At 42.1% G+C, this 19,153-nt stretch carries 15 protein-coding genes and 1 pseudogene; 3 read left to right on the forward strand and 13 right to left on the reverse strand.

Features of this window, described 5'->3' with window-relative positions; translation table 11 throughout:
* Positions 1 to 390, forward strand: a pseudogene (locus tag IMPJCBKJ_RS06375) (IS4 family transposase); the annotation flags it as partial.
* 60 nt (positions 391 to 450) lie between these two features.
* Here IMPJCBKJ_RS06375 and pyrC read toward each other — a convergent pair.
* Positions 451 to 1,497, reverse strand: a complete 1,047-nt coding sequence (gene pyrC / locus IMPJCBKJ_RS06380; protein WP_166339404.1) for a dihydroorotase — start codon at positions 1,495 to 1,497, stop codon at positions 451 to 453.
* 191 nt (positions 1,498 to 1,688) lie between these two features.
* Here pyrC and IMPJCBKJ_RS06385 point away from each other — a divergent pair, with 191 nt between their 5' ends.
* The gene (locus tag IMPJCBKJ_RS06385) at positions 1,689 to 4,061 is read left to right on the forward strand and encodes an EAL domain-containing protein (protein ID WP_166339406.1); all 2,373 of its coding nucleotides are present in this window, start codon (positions 1,689 to 1,691) and stop codon (positions 4,059 to 4,061) included.
* Positions 4,062 to 4,119: 58 nt separating this feature from the next.
* Here IMPJCBKJ_RS06385 and IMPJCBKJ_RS06390 read toward each other — a convergent pair whose 3' ends face one another.
* Positions 4,120 to 6,399 (reverse strand): acyl-CoA dehydrogenase, encoded by a 2,280-nt coding sequence (locus tag IMPJCBKJ_RS06390; protein ID WP_138601660.1) that lies wholly within the window; start codon positions 6,397 to 6,399, stop codon positions 4,120 to 4,122.
* 168 nt (positions 6,400 to 6,567) lie between these two features.
* Here IMPJCBKJ_RS06390 and IMPJCBKJ_RS06395 point away from each other — a divergent pair, with 168 nt between their 5' ends.
* Positions 6,568 to 8,418: a M2 family metallopeptidase gene (locus IMPJCBKJ_RS06395; protein WP_166339408.1), complete on the forward strand. Its 1,851-nt coding sequence runs from the start codon at positions 6,568 to 6,570 to the stop codon at positions 8,416 to 8,418.
* A gap of 57 nt (positions 8,419 to 8,475) precedes the next feature.
* On the opposite strand, the gene IMPJCBKJ_RS06400 is transcribed toward IMPJCBKJ_RS06395, so the two are convergent.
* The 11 genes from IMPJCBKJ_RS06400 to IMPJCBKJ_RS06450 form a co-directional block, all read right to left on the reverse strand.
* Complete coding sequence (locus tag IMPJCBKJ_RS06400; RefSeq protein WP_054551566.1) at positions 8,476 to 9,264, reverse strand: putative porin; 789 nt, start codon at positions 9,262 to 9,264, stop codon at positions 8,476 to 8,478.
* Between the two features lie 220 nt (positions 9,265 to 9,484).
* On the reverse strand, positions 9,485 to 9,859 hold the full coding sequence (locus IMPJCBKJ_RS06405) for a PH domain-containing protein (protein WP_054551567.1): 375 nt from the start codon (positions 9,857 to 9,859) through the stop codon (positions 9,485 to 9,487).
* 2 nt (positions 9,860 to 9,861) lie between these two features.
* Positions 9,862 to 10,770, reverse strand: coding sequence for an ABC transporter ATP-binding protein (locus IMPJCBKJ_RS06410; protein WP_054551568.1), 909 nt, complete (start codon positions 10,768 to 10,770; stop codon positions 9,862 to 9,864).
* Positions 10,767 to 11,585 (reverse strand): ABC transporter permease subunit, encoded by an 819-nt coding sequence (locus IMPJCBKJ_RS06415; protein WP_054551569.1) that lies wholly within the window; start codon positions 11,583 to 11,585, stop codon positions 10,767 to 10,769. Before IMPJCBKJ_RS06415 ends, IMPJCBKJ_RS06410 begins: the two co-directional genes overlap by 4 nt.
* Positions 11,586 to 11,700: 115 nt before the next feature.
* A complete protein-coding gene (locus IMPJCBKJ_RS06420; protein ID WP_054551570.1) occupies positions 11,701 to 12,879 on the reverse strand; it encodes a cystathionine beta-lyase in 1,179 nt (392 codons plus the stop codon).
* A gap of 19 nt (positions 12,880 to 12,898) precedes the next feature.
* Positions 12,899 to 13,816, reverse strand: a complete 918-nt coding sequence (gene nudC, locus IMPJCBKJ_RS06425) for an NAD(+) diphosphatase (RefSeq protein WP_138601666.1) — start codon at positions 13,814 to 13,816, stop codon at positions 12,899 to 12,901.
* Between the two features lie 114 nt (positions 13,817 to 13,930).
* Positions 13,931 to 14,725: a glucosamine-6-phosphate deaminase gene (gene nagB / locus IMPJCBKJ_RS06430; RefSeq protein ID WP_054551572.1), complete on the reverse strand. Its 795-nt coding sequence runs from the start codon at positions 14,723 to 14,725 to the stop codon at positions 13,931 to 13,933.
* Positions 14,726 to 14,935: 210 nt separating this feature from the next.
* Positions 14,936 to 16,066, reverse strand: coding sequence for a DUF5009 domain-containing protein (locus IMPJCBKJ_RS06435; RefSeq protein WP_166339410.1), 1,131 nt, complete (start codon positions 16,064 to 16,066; stop codon positions 14,936 to 14,938).
* Positions 16,067 to 16,129: 63 nt separating this feature from the next.
* Positions 16,130 to 17,242 carry an N-acetylglucosamine-6-phosphate deacetylase gene (gene nagA, locus IMPJCBKJ_RS06440; protein WP_166339412.1) on the reverse strand — a complete coding sequence of 371 codons (1,113 nt, stop codon included), beginning with the start codon at positions 17,240 to 17,242 and terminating at the stop codon, positions 16,130 to 16,132.
* On the reverse strand, positions 17,242 to 18,156 hold the full coding sequence (locus IMPJCBKJ_RS06445) for a BadF/BadG/BcrA/BcrD ATPase family protein (protein WP_166339414.1): 915 nt from the start codon (positions 18,154 to 18,156) through the stop codon (positions 17,242 to 17,244). Before IMPJCBKJ_RS06445 ends, nagA begins: the two co-directional genes overlap by 1 nt.
* Positions 18,157 to 18,525: 369 nt before the next feature.
* On the reverse strand, positions 18,526 to 19,020 hold the full coding sequence (locus IMPJCBKJ_RS06450) for an NYN domain-containing protein (protein ID WP_138619303.1): 495 nt from the start codon (positions 19,018 to 19,020) through the stop codon (positions 18,526 to 18,528).
* Between the last annotated feature and the right edge of the window lie 133 nt (positions 19,021 to 19,153).

Genomic DNA, 19,153 nt, shown 5'->3' on the forward strand with positions numbered 1-19,153 from the left:
CTTGGGTTCAGGGAAATGAAACAGTACTTGCTCAAAAATGAATTAACGTTACGTAGCAAAACCCCAGAGCTAGTAAAACAAGAGTTATGGGGCGTATTGCTCGCATACAATTTAGTACGATATATGATGACTAAGATGGCTTACAGCCTGAAAGGGATATGGCCTTATCAACTCAGTTACAGCAATGCTTCTGGCTATATCATCAAGGAGTTAATGATGTTGCCTCACACCTCAGCAGGAAAAGTACCGAGCGTAATAAATAAACTTATTGCAATGGCTGAAACCTTTGTACTGCCAGAGCGAAGAGAAAGACATTATCCAAGATGTGTGAAAAAGAGACCCAGTCGATACCCTGAACGAAAGCCCCAAAAAATGCCTGTCAGCTCTTAACTGACAGGCATTACATCAAATAGATGGGCTTTTTATTCTCGATTTAGACCTTGCTAAAACTTACTTAACTTGCCAGTCCATTTGTGCTTCTGCTTTGATTGGCACCACTTCTGAATCGCCTAGTTGATAGCTAGCTGGTACTGTCCAGCTCTCTTTTACTAGTGTAATGGTATCTTGGTTTCGAGGCATACCGTAAAAGTCAGGACCGAAGTGACTCGCGAAACCTTCAAGCTTGTCTAAAGCACCCGCTTCTTCAAACGCTTCAGCATAAAGCTCAATAGCTGCATGTGCAGTATATGCACCAGCACAACCACAGGCCGCTTCTTTTTTGTCTTTGTAATGTGGTGCAGAGTCAGTACCTAAGAAGAACTTTTTGCTGCCGCTTGTTGCAGCACCAATTAACGCTTGTTGGTGAATGTTACGCTTTAGAATAGGTAAGCAGTAATAATGCGGGCGAATACCACCTGCTAGCATATGATTACGGTTATAAAGAAGGTGATGAGCAGTAATGGTTGCAGCAACATTCTCTGGTGCATTATTAACAAACTCTACCGCATCTTTTGTCGTGATGTGCTCAAGCACAATTTTAAGACTCGGAAAGTCATTTACTACATCCGCTAAAATTGTATCTAAGAAGACCTTCTCACGGTCAAAAATATCAATTGATGAATCGGTTACTTCACCATGTACTAACAGTAACATCCCTACTTCTTGCATTGCCTCAAGTACAGGGTAAATATTCTTAACTGATGTCACACCAGAATCTGAGTTGGTCGTCGCGCCAGCTGGGTACAGTTTAGCAGCAACAATTTTACCTGTTGCCTTAGCTTTTTTAATTTCTTCTGGCGTAGTTTTATCTGTTAGGTAAAGCACCATTAATGGTTCGAAGTTACCTTGTGGGCCCGCAGCTTTAATTCGCTCATAGTAAGATAATGCAGTGTCTGTACAAGTTGCCGGTGGAACAAGGTTAGGCATGATGATTGCTCGCCCCATGTAACGGCTTGCATCACGAACGGTATCAACGAGTTGCTCACCATCACGTAAATGAATGTGCCAATCATCTGGGCGTGTAATTGTTAGAGTTTGCATCGAATTTAAATCTGACATTGCTTGTTTCCACGGCTAAAGTTAGGGGGATAGCATAAACATTGAGCAAATAACCTCGCTTATTTACCCAAGTTCATTTTCAGGTGCCTAGTTTACACCAGTATACGTTTTTTTTGAAAATAACTTTGTGGATAGTTTGATAGTAGGTTAACGTAATAAATTAATACAACATTTTGGTTACCTTTTATTCTATGCCTAAGAGTTTAGACACGGCTTTTGCACTTGAAGTCAAAACAGACCAATTACATATTATTAATCAGTTCTCATCATCTCTAATGCAGTTAGATACAGTTGAAGAGTTACTCGAATATGTTACATCAGAGGTAGTGAGCCGCCTGGGCTTTATAGAGTGTGTCATTTACCTAGCAGACGATAAAACACGTACCCTAAAAGAAATGGCCTCTATTGGCACGGCAAGTAGCCATGATACTTACCATATCGACCGAACAGAAATTAGCTTTGATCAAGGTATTACGGGTTATGTCGCAAGCACTGGCAAACCCTTAATGATTGGCGATGTCAGTCAAGACCCGCGTTATATTGCCGATTCTCGCCCTGCTCTTTCTGAGCTTTGCGTACCATTAGTTTACAAAGAAAAAGTACTGGGTGTCATTGACTGTGAGCACCCGCAAAAACATTACTACAATGATACGCATTTAGAGATTTTATCAACTGTCGCCCACTTACTCAGTGCCAAGATAAATCAAGTTCGCACCGTAGAAGACTTACAGCAAACTGTGATGCAGTTAAACGATGCACAAAAGCTAGAACGCTCGATGCTGCAAATCGCTAACTTAACCTATCAATCAAGCGAGCTAGATAGCTTCTTTGAATCTTTACACGGCATTATTACCTCTTTACTGAGGGCTGATAACTTCTTTATTGGCCTGTATGACAAGCAACTCGATGTGCTTGATTTAGTTTATATTATCGAAGAAGGCGTGCGCTCTAACGCCCATAAGAAAATATCGAAAGAACAACTAAAAGACACCGCATCTTATTATTTATTAAACATCGACCAATCTTTACTTTTTACGAAAGAAGAATTTCAACAACACATTGATGCGGGTCATTTTAAAATGGTTGGTCGTCAGGCCGAGTCTTGGCTAGGGGTGCCATTTAAAGTAAATGAGCGTATTAGTGGTGTTATCGCCGTACAAAGTTACAGTAAAAGCTATCACTATGACGAACATGACCGTGCCTTACTCACGTATGTGAGCCGCCAAATTAGCATGGCGATAGACCGCCAATTATCAAGACAAGAGCTTGAGCACCGAGCTCTTCACGACGAATTAACCGGCCTTGCTAACCGCTCGTTATTAATAGAGCGTATTAAACATGCGATCCTTCGTTTGGCAAGAGCAGATAAGCGCCACCAACATGCCCTGCTCTATCTAGACTTTGACCGTTTTAAAAGTATCAATGATTCATTAGGTCATGAGGTTGGTGACCACTTTTTGGTAAAAATCTGTGAGTTAATCTTAGGTACCATCCGCAATACCGATACCTTTGCCCGCTTAGGGGGCGATGAGTTTGCCATTTTTATGGAGAACATCACCGATAAACAACAAATTAAAGATGCCCTTGAACGAATTCAACAGGTTCTCGCTGAGCCTCTTGATATTGATGGCCACTTACTTCAGGCATCCACAAGTATTGGTGTTGCGTTTTGTGAAAGTAGTCGCGATCAAGCTTATAAGCTACTACAGCATGCTGATGCTGCAATGTACGAGGCGAAGTCATCAGGCCGCGGTAAAGTTAAGTTTTTTAACAATACCATGCGTAAAAAGCTTAAAAACCATGCGGATATAGAAAATGATTTACAGCATGGTATTGAACATGACGACTTTGAACTTTACTACCAGCCAATTTTTGCTATTCAAGATGCACAGGTTGTCGGCTTTGAGGCGCTTGTGCGCTGGCATCACCCAAGTAAAGGCTTTGTTTCGCCAAATGATTTTATACCCGTTGCAGAAGACACAGGCCAAATTATTAACTTAGATTTACACTTGCTTGAACTCGCGGCAAAGCAAATCGCACTGTGGGCAAGTAAAGGTAAAGCGTTTGGCCGAATTACCGTGAATGTGTCATCACGTCATTTTGCAAGTCTCGACTTCGTCGCGCAAATCCATGCTTTGTACTCTAAATACAAACTCCCTTTAGGCTCGCTGTGCTTAGAAATCACTGAATCTGGGCTAATTGGTAATTTAGAGCTAGCAACAAAAATCATTAAGGGCCTTGAGCCTCTTGAAGTTAAACTGTGCTTAGATGATTTTGGTACTGGCTACTCAGCGCTTGGTTATTTACATCAATTACCTATCCATATTTTAAAAATCGATAAAAGCTTTATCGATCATTTAAATAAAGCACACAACCCCTTGGTGGATGCCATATTATCGTTAGCACAGTCGTTAAAACTCGATGTTGTTGCGGAAGGGATTGAAACAGAAAAACAATTGGCAATCTTAAAACAAACGCAATGTAAGTTTGGTCAAGGCTTCTTAAAAGCGAAACCAATGCCAGCCAGCGAAGCAGAAAAAGTCATCACTCACGGATTGGTATAAGCTAGTATAAAAAAGCCTTGCAAATGCAAGGCTTTATTTATTTCAACTTGGCAAGAAGTTACAGCTCTCCGGGGGCGAAATTATCAACGGCTATCGCTTGTTTACGTAGCTCATTGGCTTGATTCATACGCTCTGCAACGGTTTCGTTTATCAAGTTTTTCTCTGCCGCTGCGGCAATTGCACCCTCAAGTTCAAGGTTTTTGGCAATAGTGCCTTCTTTTTGCCATTTACGAAGCTGCTTAAAGTCTTCATGGGTGTCAATCATGGCTAAAAAGGCATTTTCCATGACACCCGTGCCTGCATTTTCATCAACATAACAAAGATGGGTTAATCTGTCTCTAAAGACCCCTGGTTTGCTCATGTGCTCACACATTGTTTGTGCTAACTCATCGCTTGGACGGTGGTAATGATTACCCAGAGGGAACACAATACGTTTTAGTAAAAAATTAACCACTGGGTTAGAGAAGTTTTTAAAGAAGCCATCGAATGCTTGACCAATGCAGAATAACGAATGCTCAACGGCATATTGCACAAATGGTAGGTCAGCTTGCTGGCGTCCTTCATCTTCGTAGCGTTTCAATACACATGAAGCAAGATATAAGTGGCTAAGCACATCACCTAGACGCGCCGAAATCATCTCTTTGCGCTTTAACTCACCACCTAATACTAGCATCGCAACATCAGTACAAAATGCTAAACCACGACTCATGCGGCTCAACTGTTTGTAGTAAACAGTGGTTGCGCCACACACAGGAGCTTTAGCGAAGTAACTGCGCGTTAAACCGTGCACAAATGCCATACCAGCATTACTGCCAGCGAATAAAATATGTTGCAGCAGTAATGAGTCAAATTCTTTTAAAGCAACATCTTGGTCTTCCATTGCTGCTGCTTCCATTTCTTTTAAAACAAACGGATGACAACGGGTAGCGCCTTGACCAAATATCATCAAGTTACGAGTCAGAATATTTGCACCTTCAACGGTAATCGATACCGGGATCCCCATATAGCCATGGGCTAAATAGTTATTCGGCCCGACTTGAATACCCTTACCCGAATGAATATCCATCGCGTCGTTCATTACAGTACGGCCCATTTCAGTCATATGATACTTAGCTATAGCGGTAACCACAGACGGACTCAATTTTAAGTCTATCGCCCCTGCGGTCATTAACCTTGCTGATTCTAAGGTGTAAGTTAAACCACCAATGCGAGCGAGTGCTTCTTGAACACCTTCAAATTGGCCAATCGACACACCAAATTGTTGGCGTACGGTTGCATAGGCAGATGTCATTCTTGAAGCCAAATGACCTGTTGCCGTACTAAGTGCCGGTAACGAAATACCGCGACCCGCACTTAAACATTCAACTAACATACGCCAACCTCTACCTGCGCCCTTTTCGCCACCAATGATCCAATCAAGCGGAATAAACACATCTTTACCGTACGTTGTGCCATTCATAAAGGCCATATTTAACGGATAATGACGCTCACCTGTTTGCACACCTTCGTGATCAGTCGGAATAAGTGCACACGTAATACCAAGTTCTTTTTTATCACCCAATAAACCTTCAGGATCGTACATTTTAAATGCAAGACCCAGCACGGTGGCAATTGGCGCAAGGGTAATATAACGTTTTGACCAGTTAAGTTTTAAACCAATCACTTCTTCACCGTTATGCATGCCCTTACAAACCACCCCTGTATCAGGAATACTGCCTGCATCAGACCCAGCCTCAGGGCCCGTTAATGCAAAACAAGGCACATCATCGCCCTTAGCTAGGCTTGGCAACCAACGCTCTTGTTGCTCTTTGGTACCGTAATGAAGAAGCAATTCGCCAGGACCTAAGCTATTTGGCACCATAACGGTGACCGCAGCGGTTAAGCTCTTAGTGGCAATTTTCGATACAATGGTTGAATTAGCAATGGCTGAAAACTCTCGGCCACCAAATTCTTCAGGAATGATTAGTGCAAAAAACCCTTCTTTTTTTAGGTAGTCCCACACTTCTTTTGGTAGGTCTTTATCTTTTTGCACGATTTGATAATCATCAAGCATGGCTAGCAAAGTTTCGACTTGCTCACCCATAAATGCGCGCTCTTTTTCGCTGAGTTCAGGTTTAGGAAAACGATGCAGCTTTTGCCAATCAGGGTTACCACTGAATAACTCACCGTCCCACCAAACATCACCCGCTTCCATAGCTTCACGTTCTGTTTGCGATAACGGCGGCAAAACTTTTTTAAATAGTCTAAACGTAGGTCGTGTGACAAGATTGATGCGAATGTCTTTCACAGCAAAAATTACAATCACAGCAACTAGTAACAGAATGATTACGGTCGTCATTGTGCAATCCTTTTATTTTATTTAACTGGTTCAAGTATGACTGATCGTGCCATAAATACAACGTAAGCAGCGCTTACTTAGCTTGTTTTCAACTAGGCAGTTTGTTGTTTACTAAGACACTGCTATTATGCATGGGCAATAAATAACAATAAACTTCTAGGGAACGTTATGAAAAAGACTCAATTTAAGCTCAGCATCAGCGCGCTTATGGTCGCCAGTGCACTAGCACTTACAGGCTGTAATGATGACACTGCGAGCACTAAAACAACGACTGCTGAAGTCAAAACAAGCCAAGTAACCGCACAAGATGCCGCTAAATTTATCGCCGATACTGAAAAAGAATTAAGCGCGCTTTATTTAGAAGCAAGCCGTGCTGAGTGGATTTATGCCAACTTCATCACCCATGATACTGCTGAACTATCTGCTGAAGTAAATCGCAAAATGACAGAAGCTGTGGTTCGTCTTGCTAATGAAGCCGCAAAGTTCGATAGTTTAGAGCTTGATTACGATGCACGTCGTAAACTCGATAAACTTAAACTCGCACTTACCTTACCTGCACCACAAGATGCTGAAAAAACAGCTAAGCTCTCACAATTAGTGGCTGAGCTAGGGGGTATTTATGGTAAAGGTAAATACTGTAAAGAAGATGGTAGCTGTTTAAGCCTTGGCGAGATGACTGCTAAAATGGCAACGAGCCGTGATTACAATGAATTGCTTGATTTATGGCAAGGTTGGCGACAAGTTTCAAAACCTATGCGCCCACTTTATGAGCAACAAGTTGCACTGACCAATGAAGGTGCAAAAGAGCTAGGTTATGCAGATACAGGTGCTATGTGGCGTAGTAAATACGACATGCCAGCCGATGATTTTGCAAAAGAACTCGACCGTATTTGGGGCCAAGTTAAACCGCTTTATGATTCATTACATTGTCATGTTCGTGCCAAGCTAGGTGAAAAATATGGCGAAGATAAAGTACCACAAGACCAGCCTATCCCTGCACACCTACTAGGTAATATGTGGGCACAAACTTGGGGTAACATTTACGATGTTGTTGCACCAGAAAATGCCGATCCTGGTTATGACGTAACAGAACTATTAGCTGAGCACGATTACGACGAACTTAAAATGGTACGTGGCGCTGAGAAGTTCTTCACCTCAATGGGTTTTGCGCCATTGCCAGATACCTTCTATGAGCGCTCACTGTTCACTAAACCGCAAGACCGTGACGTACAATGTCATGCATCTGCATGGAATATTGATAGCAAAGATGATCTACGTATTAAAATGTGTATTCAACGCACAGGTGAAGAATTCTCTGTTATTCACCATGAACTAGGGCATAACTTCTACCAACGCGCCTACAACACACAGCCTATTTATTATCAAGAAAGTGCGAACGATGGTTTCCACGAAGCGATTGGTGACACCATTGCACTTTCTGTAACGCCAGGTTATTTAAAAGAAATTGGTTTATTAGACGACGTGCCTGATGAATCTAAAGATATCGGCCTGTTAATGAAAATGGCATTAGACAAAGTAGCATTTATCCCATTTGGTTTATTAGTAGACCAATGGCGCTGGAAAGTTTTCTCAGGTGAAGTAACGCCAGAGAACTACAACAAAGCGTGGTGGGAATTACGTGAAAAATACCAAGGTGTACAAGCGCCTATCGCACGTAGCGAAGCAGACTTCGATCCAGGTGCTAAGTATCACGTACCAGGCAACACGCCTTACACACGTTATTTCTTAGCGCATATTTTACAATTCGACTTCCACAGAAGTTTATGTGAAATTGCCGGTAACGAAGAAGCGATTCACCGTTGTTCTGTATACAACTCTGCTGAGGCTGGTGAAAAACTAAATGCTATGTTAGAAATGGGCTCAAGCCGCCCATGGCAAGAAGCACTTGCGACAATCACTGGTAAAGAAGAAATGGATGCAACAGCAATCTTAGATTACTTTGCACCGTTACAAAAATACCTTGATGAGCAAAATGAAGGCCGCCAGTGCGGTTGGTAATGATAAAAACGAAAAAGCCCGCATAATGCGGGCTTTTTTATATCATCAAATTAATGATTAAAACTGTAAGCTTAGGTTTGCAAAGTATGCATCGTAGTCTGAGTCATCCCAGTTGTTTGCATAACCAGCTTTTAAGCCAACGTTTTTATTAAAGAAGTGCTGAGCACCAAAGCTGTAGTCATCTTCTTTATTAAACGTTACAAATACCGATGTTGCTTTAGAGAAGTAGTAGTTAGAACCTAGTTCCCAAGAGCTACCACTATCATCAGTATCAGCAATTGTACCTTCAATCGTTAGGTAATTACCTTGTTGAAGATCCATAAAGTATTTAGCGCTAACCGCACGATAATCAAACTCGTCGTCTGCAGTGAACGTGAAACCTAAGTAATCAGTGCTGTTAATTTGATGATTGTACTTAAGGTCGAACATTACATAGTTATCACCATCTTCAACGTCAGTGAAAGTCGCTTTTAGAAGAAGGTTAGGGTTAAAGAAGTAACCCGCAGACACATTGAATAAATCAGTGTCTGAACCGTAATCGTAATTGCTGTAACCCGCACCGATTACAAAATCTTGTACGAAGTACTCACCGCCGATGTTAGTCACATCACCAAAGTCATCATCTGCGTACGAACCAAACACGTTAGTTGTTCTGTTGATGTATTCAAACTGGTCGTATGGACCCATCGTTTTCTTTGGTGCGAAGTAATAAGTTGAATCAACACTTACAGTGTCGTTGCCATCGGTGTCCTTGTATCCTAAATGGCTAATTGATTGGTAACTATCCGCAGCAGTCGCGGCAGTTGACAGAAGCATACTCGAAATAATAACTGCTAACTTTTTCATAAACAGATTTCCCTATTAACATTGTTTCATTGCTGTTGAAAACTAGCCTGATGGCTAAGTTGGGCACATGCTAACGTCAGAAAACTGAATGGAAACTTAACTAAGCGTTTGTTTTTACTTGATTAATTGTAATAAAGTGTCGGTAAATGTAAAGAAAAAGTTGGCCAAAACTTTCATCTTTTAGCCAACTTTTAATAAAAAAACAAGATTTGTCAGTACTTTATAAAGCAAATTGACTTATAATTCTATAAACCTCATTAATGTTATCTCCTGCTTTAAAGTCTTTACTGATTGGCGTTGGATCTGAACCAACCCAAATTTTCAGTTCAGCATCTAGGTCAAAATGCCCGGCACTTTCTTTACTAAACTTAGTAATTTTTGAGTAAGCAATACTCAGCATTTCAACTTTAGAACCGGTAACACCTTGTTTATCTATGATAATTAATCTTTTATTAGTAAAGATGAACATATCACGAATAACTTTATAGGCTTTTTGAACTGTTTCACCATCAATCAATGTATTAGCAAGCAGCTCTTCTAAGTCGTCGTTATCGACTTCACTTGCATTACCCATTAATCCACTTAATAGACCCATAACTAGCTCTCCTTATGAAAAATTTGATTTTCGAGTGTGTGACCATTTACCAGTTGACGATACTGCCAACCTTGCTGATAACAAAATTGTAGAAGATTGATGTCAAAAGGCTCAGCGGTTTTCTCAAACTCGATCACATATTCTTTTGCTTGGCTCATATAAACATGATGTACATGGGCAAGGCCAGCAAGCTTTGCTTCTACATCATCATAGTGTTGATTTAACTGCAGCGTAATAAAGTGTTTATTATCTTGCGTGCTAGAACGGGCTTGATGCTCACTTAACACCCCTTTATCGAGGTGTAAAACTTGTGAGCATAAACGCTCAAGCTCAGTTAAGTCATGGGAGCTTAAAATAAATGTTGCTTCGTTACTTAAAGAACTTACCAGCTCCCTTACCTCACGAGCATGAATTGGATCAAGGCCTGCAGTTGCTTCATCAAGCATCACTATTTCAGGTGAGCCAATTAATGCCTGTGCAATCGTCACTCGCTTACGCATACCATGAGAAAGATCATCTGGTCGTTGCTTAGCCACTTCTGATAAACCAACCAACTCTAAGACGCGAGCCGTTTCTTTTTTACGAACCGCACCACTGAGCCCTTGTAATTGGCCATAAAAGTTAAGTTGATGCGCAATACTAAAACGAGGATCAAGCTGGGCATCTTGCGGTAACGCGGTTAGCTTACCAAATAACGCCGCACTGCCTGGGGTATACCCCATTACCGATAGCTTTCCTGAGCTAGGTAAAATATAGCCACATAACAAACTGAATAACGTTGTTTTACCTGCACCATTAGGACCAACTAGCGCTACCGGTGCCCCTTTGTTTATCTCAAAGCTAACGTTATCGAGCGCTCGCTTAGCCCCATAGTTTTTTGACAAGCCTTGTGCTTGAATTAAAACGGTCATAATGAGCTCCTTGCAAAAATTCGTTCACCAGCAACCAGTAGCACTGCCGTTTGTAAAAGTGGTAAACCAAGAGCCAGTGTCACACCTGCACGTTGACCTGCCATTAAATCAAGTTGATAGCCCGGAAATATGTAATTTAAAACCTCAAACGCAGGCCATTGCCATGTTAGTAAGCCAATCACAATATTACCGCCAGCAAAAAACAAAATAGCCAAAACAAACGCAAGACGCGATGAACGGGCAAACGTGTTCAAAAAGCTCATCAAGGCAATAAATGGCATAACTGCAACAAGCAAATAAAATAACAACATAAAGCTTCGCGATAAGCCAGAAAGCAGTAAACTTGGCTCACGATAGCCAAGCATTGCAACCGTTGCCATCAAGGTAACAAACAACAATGCCGCTAAGATGAGTAGCTGTCCCAAAAAGCGGCCAATAATAATTTCTGAACGAGTCGCTCTTAGCGATAAAAAGCGTAACGTACCTCGCTGTCTGTCGCCCACTGTTTGGTCACTACATAAAAACAAACAAAAGCTTGGGAAGCTAAATAAAGCAATCAGCCAATAAACGGCAAGTTCAGATTCAGGCCAATCAAGTAATTTACTGATGCCAATGGCGCCAAATGCTTGCCTTGCAAAGTCGGCAAAATCAGGTGAGCTAATCAAGGTCACAGATTGGGCAATGGGATAGCGTAAAATTAGTAGCCAACAAATGGCAAAAGCGGCAACCGCCAACAAACCACGTTTGGTCAGAAATAGTCGTACCAGCTCAAATTGGGCAATTTGTGCAAGGCGTTTAGGATGTAACTGCGTCACTCATAATCCTTAATGAATTTTATTATTAGAATTACACTAAGTTGAAACAGCTTGAATTACCAGAAAAAAAAGACCCGACAAGCGGGTCTTATGTAACAAAGTATAAACTTTTAACCTAGAGGTGGCTTTCGTACACTGCAAGCGCTTGGTCAAGATCGGCTAGTAAATCAGCCACATCTTCAAGACCAATGTGTAGCCTTATTACCGGGCCTTGTGACCAACCTGTTTCAGAGCGAAGCCCTTTCATGCTCAGGTTTGCCGTGACCAAGCTCTCATAGCCGCCCCAAGAAAAGCCCATTTTAAAATGGTGCAGGCTATCTAAAAACGCATCAATTGCTTGTTGATTACCCTGCTTCATTACAAATGAAAATAAGCCGTTGCTGCCATCAAAGTCTCGTTTAAAGAACTCATGACCCGGGCACGTTGCAAAAGCGGGATGGCGAATATGATCAACCAATGGGTGTGTTTCAAGCCATTTAGCTACTTCGATGGCGGCTTGCTCATGCTGTTTTAAACGCACAGCCATAGTACGCAGACCACGTAGCGCTAAATAAGCATCATCCGCAGAGGTGCATTGCCCTAGTAGGTATGAATTTTCTCGAAGGGTTGGCCAATACTTTTTATTAGCGACCGCCACACCCATCATCACATCAGAGTGACCAACAATGTATTTTGTCGCTGCTTGAATACTAATATCTACGCCATGCTCAAGCGGTCTAAAATGCAGACCATTACCCCAGGTGTTATCTAGCATGGTCATTACACCGCGCTCATTAGCCTTAGCAACCATGGCTGGCACATCTTGTACTTCCATAGTGATTGAGCCTGGTGATTCTAAAAACAATACGCGAGTGTTATCTTTAATAAGCTCACTAATTCCTGCGCCAATTCCCGGTGGGTAATAGGTTGTTTCAATACCTAATCCAGCCAGTATTTTGTCGCAAAAATCACGGGTTGGCTCGTAAGCGGTATCCACCATTAAAATATGATCGCCCGTTTTTACAAACGATAGCAGCGCATTGCTTATTGCAGCCGCACCTGATGGATATAGCGCACAGCCTTCGCCGCCTTCAAGTTCAGCAATTGCTTCTTGCAAAGCAAAGTGTGTCGTCGTACCGCGACGGCCATAAAATAACGTTTTGTCGCCCCGTTTCTTCGCCGCTGCTTTTAAATCAGCCACTGAATCGAATACCACTGTTGATGCACGTTGCACCACAGGGTTCACAACCCCTTGTGTATATGCTTTTTTACGCCCTGCAGAGACGATTTGGGTATTTTTATTTGTCTTTGTCATAATTTGTCCAAGCTGTGCTTTACAGGTTGCGCCAGTGCTCAACCAAAAATCGAGAAATAGAATCTTGTCTGGTTAGTTTAAGATGGCTACCCTGCTCATGCCATTGGCCGAATTCATTAAGTTCAGCACGGCTAAACCATCTCGCATCGTCTAACTCGTCTTTATCTACCTGAATATCTTCTGAAACCGCTGTGGCCATAAAGCCAAACATGATTGATGATGGAAATGGCCAAGGCTGTGACGCGATATATTGAATATCTGTCACCGCAACACCGGCTTCTTCCATGACTTCGCGGGCAACGGCCTGCTCTAGTGTTTCACCTGGGTCAACAAAACCAGCAAGAGTTGAAAAAACACCGTCAGGCCAGCTTGCTTGACGGCCTAGTAAGCAGCGCTCAACTCCATCTGAAAAGGTTTTAGTCACGATCATAATCACCGCAGGATCAGTTCGCGGAAAAGTTTGATGCTGGCAAGTTTGGTTCTCACATAAACGTGAATGCCCTGCTTCAACCATGTTATTTTCATGACCACAACGACCACAAAAACGGTGCGTTGCGTGCCAAAAACACAAGCCCCTTGCCAGTGCGGCAATCGAGCCTTGTTTTAGCTCAACTTGTGGGCCTAACTTGCGAATATCAACAAATTCAGCGCCATTAAGCATAGGCTCAATGAGTGAGTCTGGAACATGGCTGACATCTAAAGCAAAATGCGCCACATCATCGTCGTCTAGACCCAATAAAATGCCTTTTGATAAATCGAGATGATCCACTTGAGATAAGCGTAAATAACACACTTCAGGACTGTCTTTAACAAATAAACTTTGATTGTTATTGACCAATAACCAGCGACTCTGAGAATTCATTTGAGCCTTTAACCACTTTGGATCTTTACGGCGATTTGATGCACGATCCAATGGCATTTGAGAGTAATTCAGCATGGCGTTCCTTGAAAATAGTTTACTCGCTAAAACTACCATAAGCGGATAATAAACCCAATTTATTACAGGCATAAAAAAAGCCCAAACTGGGCTTTTTTATTCTCTCTCACAATTTTACAAGGTCGCTAGATGCGCTTGTAGTTTTTGGTTCTCAGCTTCAATATGCTGATAGAACTCTAAATCTTCTAATTTACTCGCGGCAGCTTTATCAATGATGATCACCGCATCTTTATGAAGTTGCAGTGCTGAAGCTGGGCATTTAGCCATTAACGGGCCTTCTACCATGGCATGAACGGCATCCGCTTTACTTGCACCCGTTGCTAAAAGCACAACTTTTTTGGCTTCTAAAATAGTGCCAATGCCCATAGTGATTGATAAATGCGGTTGATATTCGCCTTCTGCAAAAAATCGTGCATTGTCTTCAATCGTCGCTTTCGTCAGTGTTTTTACACGGGTGCGTGATGTCAAACCTGATGAAGGTTCGTTAAAACCGATGTGACCATTACGGCCAATACCAAGTAGTTGTACGTCAACACCACCAGCCGCTGTGATTTTTTGCTCATATTCAGTACAAGCAATAAGCGGATTTACTGCATCACCCGGCGGTACATGGGTGTTTTGTTTGTCGATATCAACATGGTTAAACAGCTGCTCATTCATAAAGTAACGGTAACTTTGAGGATGCTCGCCAGTTAAACCTAAGTATTCGTCTAAGTTAAATGTTGTCGCTTGGCTAAACGAAATATCGCCAGCTTTATTTTTTTCGATCAGTTGTTGGTACAAAGCAACAGGTGTTGAACCTGTGGCAAGACCGAGTACCGAGGCTGGTTTTTTTAGTAATTGTTTAGCAAAGATGTTGGCACCATACGCTGCAACTTGGGCTGCATCATCAAGAATCACTATTTGCATATCGATTAGCTCTAATTATAAGTTGGAAAAAAATGGGACCTAAAACCCAACCCCACGTGCAATCGAGCTGGGTTTTAGATCAAACCACTGCCAGGATACGATGCAGTAGCTACAACCATTATGACAACGCTGTCATTATCACTTCTAGTTTTATCTTTGTAAAGTAAAAGTGAATAAAAAATTACTCTTTCTGTTAGTGTTTAATAATTATCAAACACTAACAAAGATCTTACGGCGATACATCCAATGCAATACCAGCATTTGTACTGCTAATAACGCAATCACCGCCATCAGGGGTTGCCATGCCGCTGGCACAGCTCGAACCACCCCACCAAATACGCTTTGGCTTACATAACCCCAATTCACTAGACTTGACGCTAAATAAATAATAATCGAGTTTGCACCTATGATCACAAATGGATACGCGGCGCGTTGCCCTGGCAGAATATCAACCAGTGCATAAAATACGGCGAGCAATATGGCACTCCAGCCAACGGTCACAAGCACAAATGAGCTGGTCCAAAGTTCTTTATTTACTGGGAACTGTAAATCCCATAACCAGCCTAAGCATACACTTACCACACCTGCGGCGAACAATAAGGCGGTCATTTTCCACTCGCCAATTTGCTGAGCACGTGCCACTAATTGACCTGCAAACACGCCCATTAATGCATTAACTATCGCAGGGATATTCGACAACACACCTTCTGGGTCTACTACACGGTTTTGATAACTAATCCCCGGCAGTAAGTGTGCATCAAACCATGCATTCCAACTCCCTGCTGCTGAAAGGTCACCAGCACTGCCACCCGGCACTGGAACAAAACAAAGTAGTAACCAATAACCCACTAAAATAGCCGCAGCGGTAATAATTTGTGTTCGTAAACCAGTATGCCAAACCAACATTGCACAGAAGAACCACGCAATAGCGATGCGGCCAAGCACACTGGCATAGCGAATTTCATCTAACGCCATCGGCATCCCTGTGCCCCAGCCGTGGTTATACAAAATACCCAATAAACACAATAGTAAAAGACGTTTACCCGCCTTACGGTAATACACTTTGCGCTCATCAAACGGTAAATGGTCAATGCGTTTCGGGGCTAACCCCATCGCAACACCCGATAAGAATATAAACAATGGGAAAATCAGATCGTAAAATGTGAAGCCATGCCAAACGCTGTGCACTGTGTGTGCTTCAAAAACTTTCCAGCCAGTCCAGCCAGTTAAAACGAAGAGCGCTGCGAATAGTGACTGTCCGCCTAATATCCAAAACATATCCATGCCGCGCAGTGCATCCAGCGATGCCAAACGTTTTCTTGTTGGTTGTGTTGTTGTCATTGTATTACCTTAAATAGAAAAAGCCCCGCGATACAACGGCGGGGTTTTTACCAGGGAAGCTTGTTATAGCGCTTTTCCAGCAATAAAGGTGGCTTGTACATTTTGCTGTGCGTCTAACACTACAAAGTCAGCGTCAAACCCGTTCAGTAAGCGACCTTTTTTATGTAAACCTAAATATTGTGCAGGATAAAGTGATGCCATACGTAAGCTCTCAGCAAGGCTAACATCCAATGTGTTCACTGTGTTGCGCACCGCACTTGCCATATCAAGTACGCTGCCTGCTAATTCACCGGTCGTTGAATTTAATCTATCGCCAGTACGAATAACTTTACGGCCATCAAAGAAATCAAACTCCATATCATCAGTCCCCACAGGTGGCATTGCATCTGTGACTAACATAATTTTTCCGCGCTGTTTGCTGCGAATTGCTAATTTAGCTGATGATGGGTGTACATGGTGACCATCAACAATTAAACCGCACCAGCTGTTATCATCCCAAAGTGCAGCACCCACAACACCAGGCTCTCGCGATGTAAATGCTGACATAGCATTAAATAAGTGGGTAAAACCATCTGCCCCTGCAGCAAGTGCTGCATTTGTGGTCGCAAAGTCTGCATTGGTGTGGCCAATTGATACTTTTACACCACACTCAACCAAGCGCGCGATATCATCAGCACTGACATTCTCAGGTGCTAAGGTAACCATTTTAATGCCTAAGTCTTGGCGGGCATAAATTGCAAATTCTTGCTCTGTAATAGGGCGAATAAATTGCTCGCTGTGGGTGCCTTTTTTCGGCAATGAAAGGTGCGGTCCTTCGAAGTGCACACCCATTACGCCCGGAACACCTTCAGCAATTGCTTGTGCAGTTGCATCGGCCGCTTTTGCCATGACTTCGACTTGGTCAGTGATCAGCGTTGGCATAATCGCTGTTGAACCAAACTGACCATGTGCTTTGGCTATTCTATCTAAGCAATCTGGCGTTTGTTCAGCGTTAAAAAACGCCCCGCCACCGCCATTCACTTGCACATCAATAAAACCGGGGGCCACTAACCCCGTTAATGCAACGGCATTAGCATCTGCTTCAACACGGTTAAATACACCATTATCGACGCTAAAATATACATCAGATAAAAATTCGTCACCGGTAAACAATGAACTTGCATGATAAATCGTCATTACAAACTTACCTCTTGGTTTTGTTCAAGCACAGATTGCTGAGCAAAATACACAGCGCCCATTTCCGGTGGTTGAATAGGAGATTCAACGCGTTTCGCAATATCTTCTGCAAGCCATTTATTTAATGGCTCAGCTAAACCGCCAATCATAGATAAACGTGGCGGGTTATTCTCTAATAAACGCTGAGCTAATTTACTGACGTAATCAGCACCCTCTTTAACAATCGAAACCGCAACTTTGTCATTGTTATTGGCTGCTTCAAATACATAGCGGGCTAATTTGGCAAAACTACTCGAAGGCTGACCTGACATTTGCTCAACAATCGCCATCGCATTGTCAGCTGCAAAATGCTCTGTGATCACGTTAGTTAGGTTTGTTGATTCGCCTAAGCCATCAAGGTCTAGTAATGTCGCTTTTATTGCTTCAAGACCCATCCAGGCGCCACTGCCTTTATCTCCCAGAGCAAAGCCATGACCGCCAAAGTTAGTTGTGCGACCATTTACACATGAGAAACCACATGAGCCAGTGCCTGTGATGATCACCGCACCATCACTCCCTTCGTGTGCGCCGATACAGGCTGTATGTAAGTCAGTAGTGAGGAACATTTGTTTAAATGGATGTTCCCATTCCATAACCTTGTCGTACAAACTTGGTAGGTTTACGCCTGCTAAACCTAAGCCAGCATAAAGCTGATGAACGGTTTCAAGCGGTAAACCCGCATCACGAAGTGCTAATTGTGTTGAGACCATAATTGATTCGAGAGTACGTTCCAAACCATGTAATGGATTTGCAGGACCACCTAGGCCAGTTCCTAATACACCTTGTTTAACAGAGTAGATAGTTGCTCGACATTTCGTTCCGCCACCATCAATACCAATAAACAATTGGTCCTCATTCACACTCTTCGCCATCATTTAACGACCCCTAGCCTTCGTTTAGTTTTTGTCTAAATCGCATTATTTTTCTTATCAGAATGCGAAATCATCTCAACCTTTGTTGATTTAATGTTACACAACAAATGACAGCGTTGTCATTATATTTTTTATAAAAATTCGTATAACTTTCATATTTATTTTTAATTTATTGAATTAAAACGCTTTATTTAACAGACAAGAAAATTAGAAACCACATCAACAATGTCCTATTACACCTTTATTTATGCTTTTTTGCATAATTTAGTGCGTTGTGCGTGACTATTCCTTTATTTATCATCAAGTGTAGCTAATGTTAGCTTAGCTGAAATAATACTTTAGTTAAACATTTTATTTTTATAGGAATATTTTTTACCTTGATAGTAGCAGTGAATCGTCAATACAATGAAATTCAGCAGCAGATTGCTTTAAGATATCAGCGGTGAGGTACTCTGCCCCATAGACATCACACGGTAGCTGATACTTATTCGCTAAGTGACCTAGTAATAATGCAAAATCACCATCACCCGAAAGTAATACCATTTTATCGAGCTGCTTAGCATGCTCTAGCATATCAATGGTTATGCCAACATCCCAATCCCCTTTCGCACTGCCATCTTTGCGTTGAATAAAAGGTTTCAGTTTTACCTCAAAACCAATTGCGCGCAGAATATTTTGAAACTGCGATTGCTTTTCATCGCCACGATATATTGCATACGCAATGGCGCAATCAATTTGATAGCGTTCGCTCATTTGTGCCCAAAAGGCATTGTAGTCAAAGTTTTTCTTGTAGCTTTCTCTACAGGTGTAATAAATGTTTTGTACATCTACAAAAATACCGGCTCTTGGCTTATCAGCTGCTGACATAGTTTTCTGTTCTTTAGTGATTTGTGTTCACTGTAGCATATCTAGGTTGATATTTACGAAAAAGTAACCTAAATTGGTTACATAAAACAAAGTAACCAAATTTGGTTACTTATCGCGATGTAACTAAATTAAG

This window comes from Pseudoalteromonas sp. MB47 (assembly GCF_011319765.1).
Lineage (GTDB): Bacteria > Pseudomonadota > Gammaproteobacteria > Enterobacterales > Alteromonadaceae > Pseudoalteromonas > Pseudoalteromonas simplex.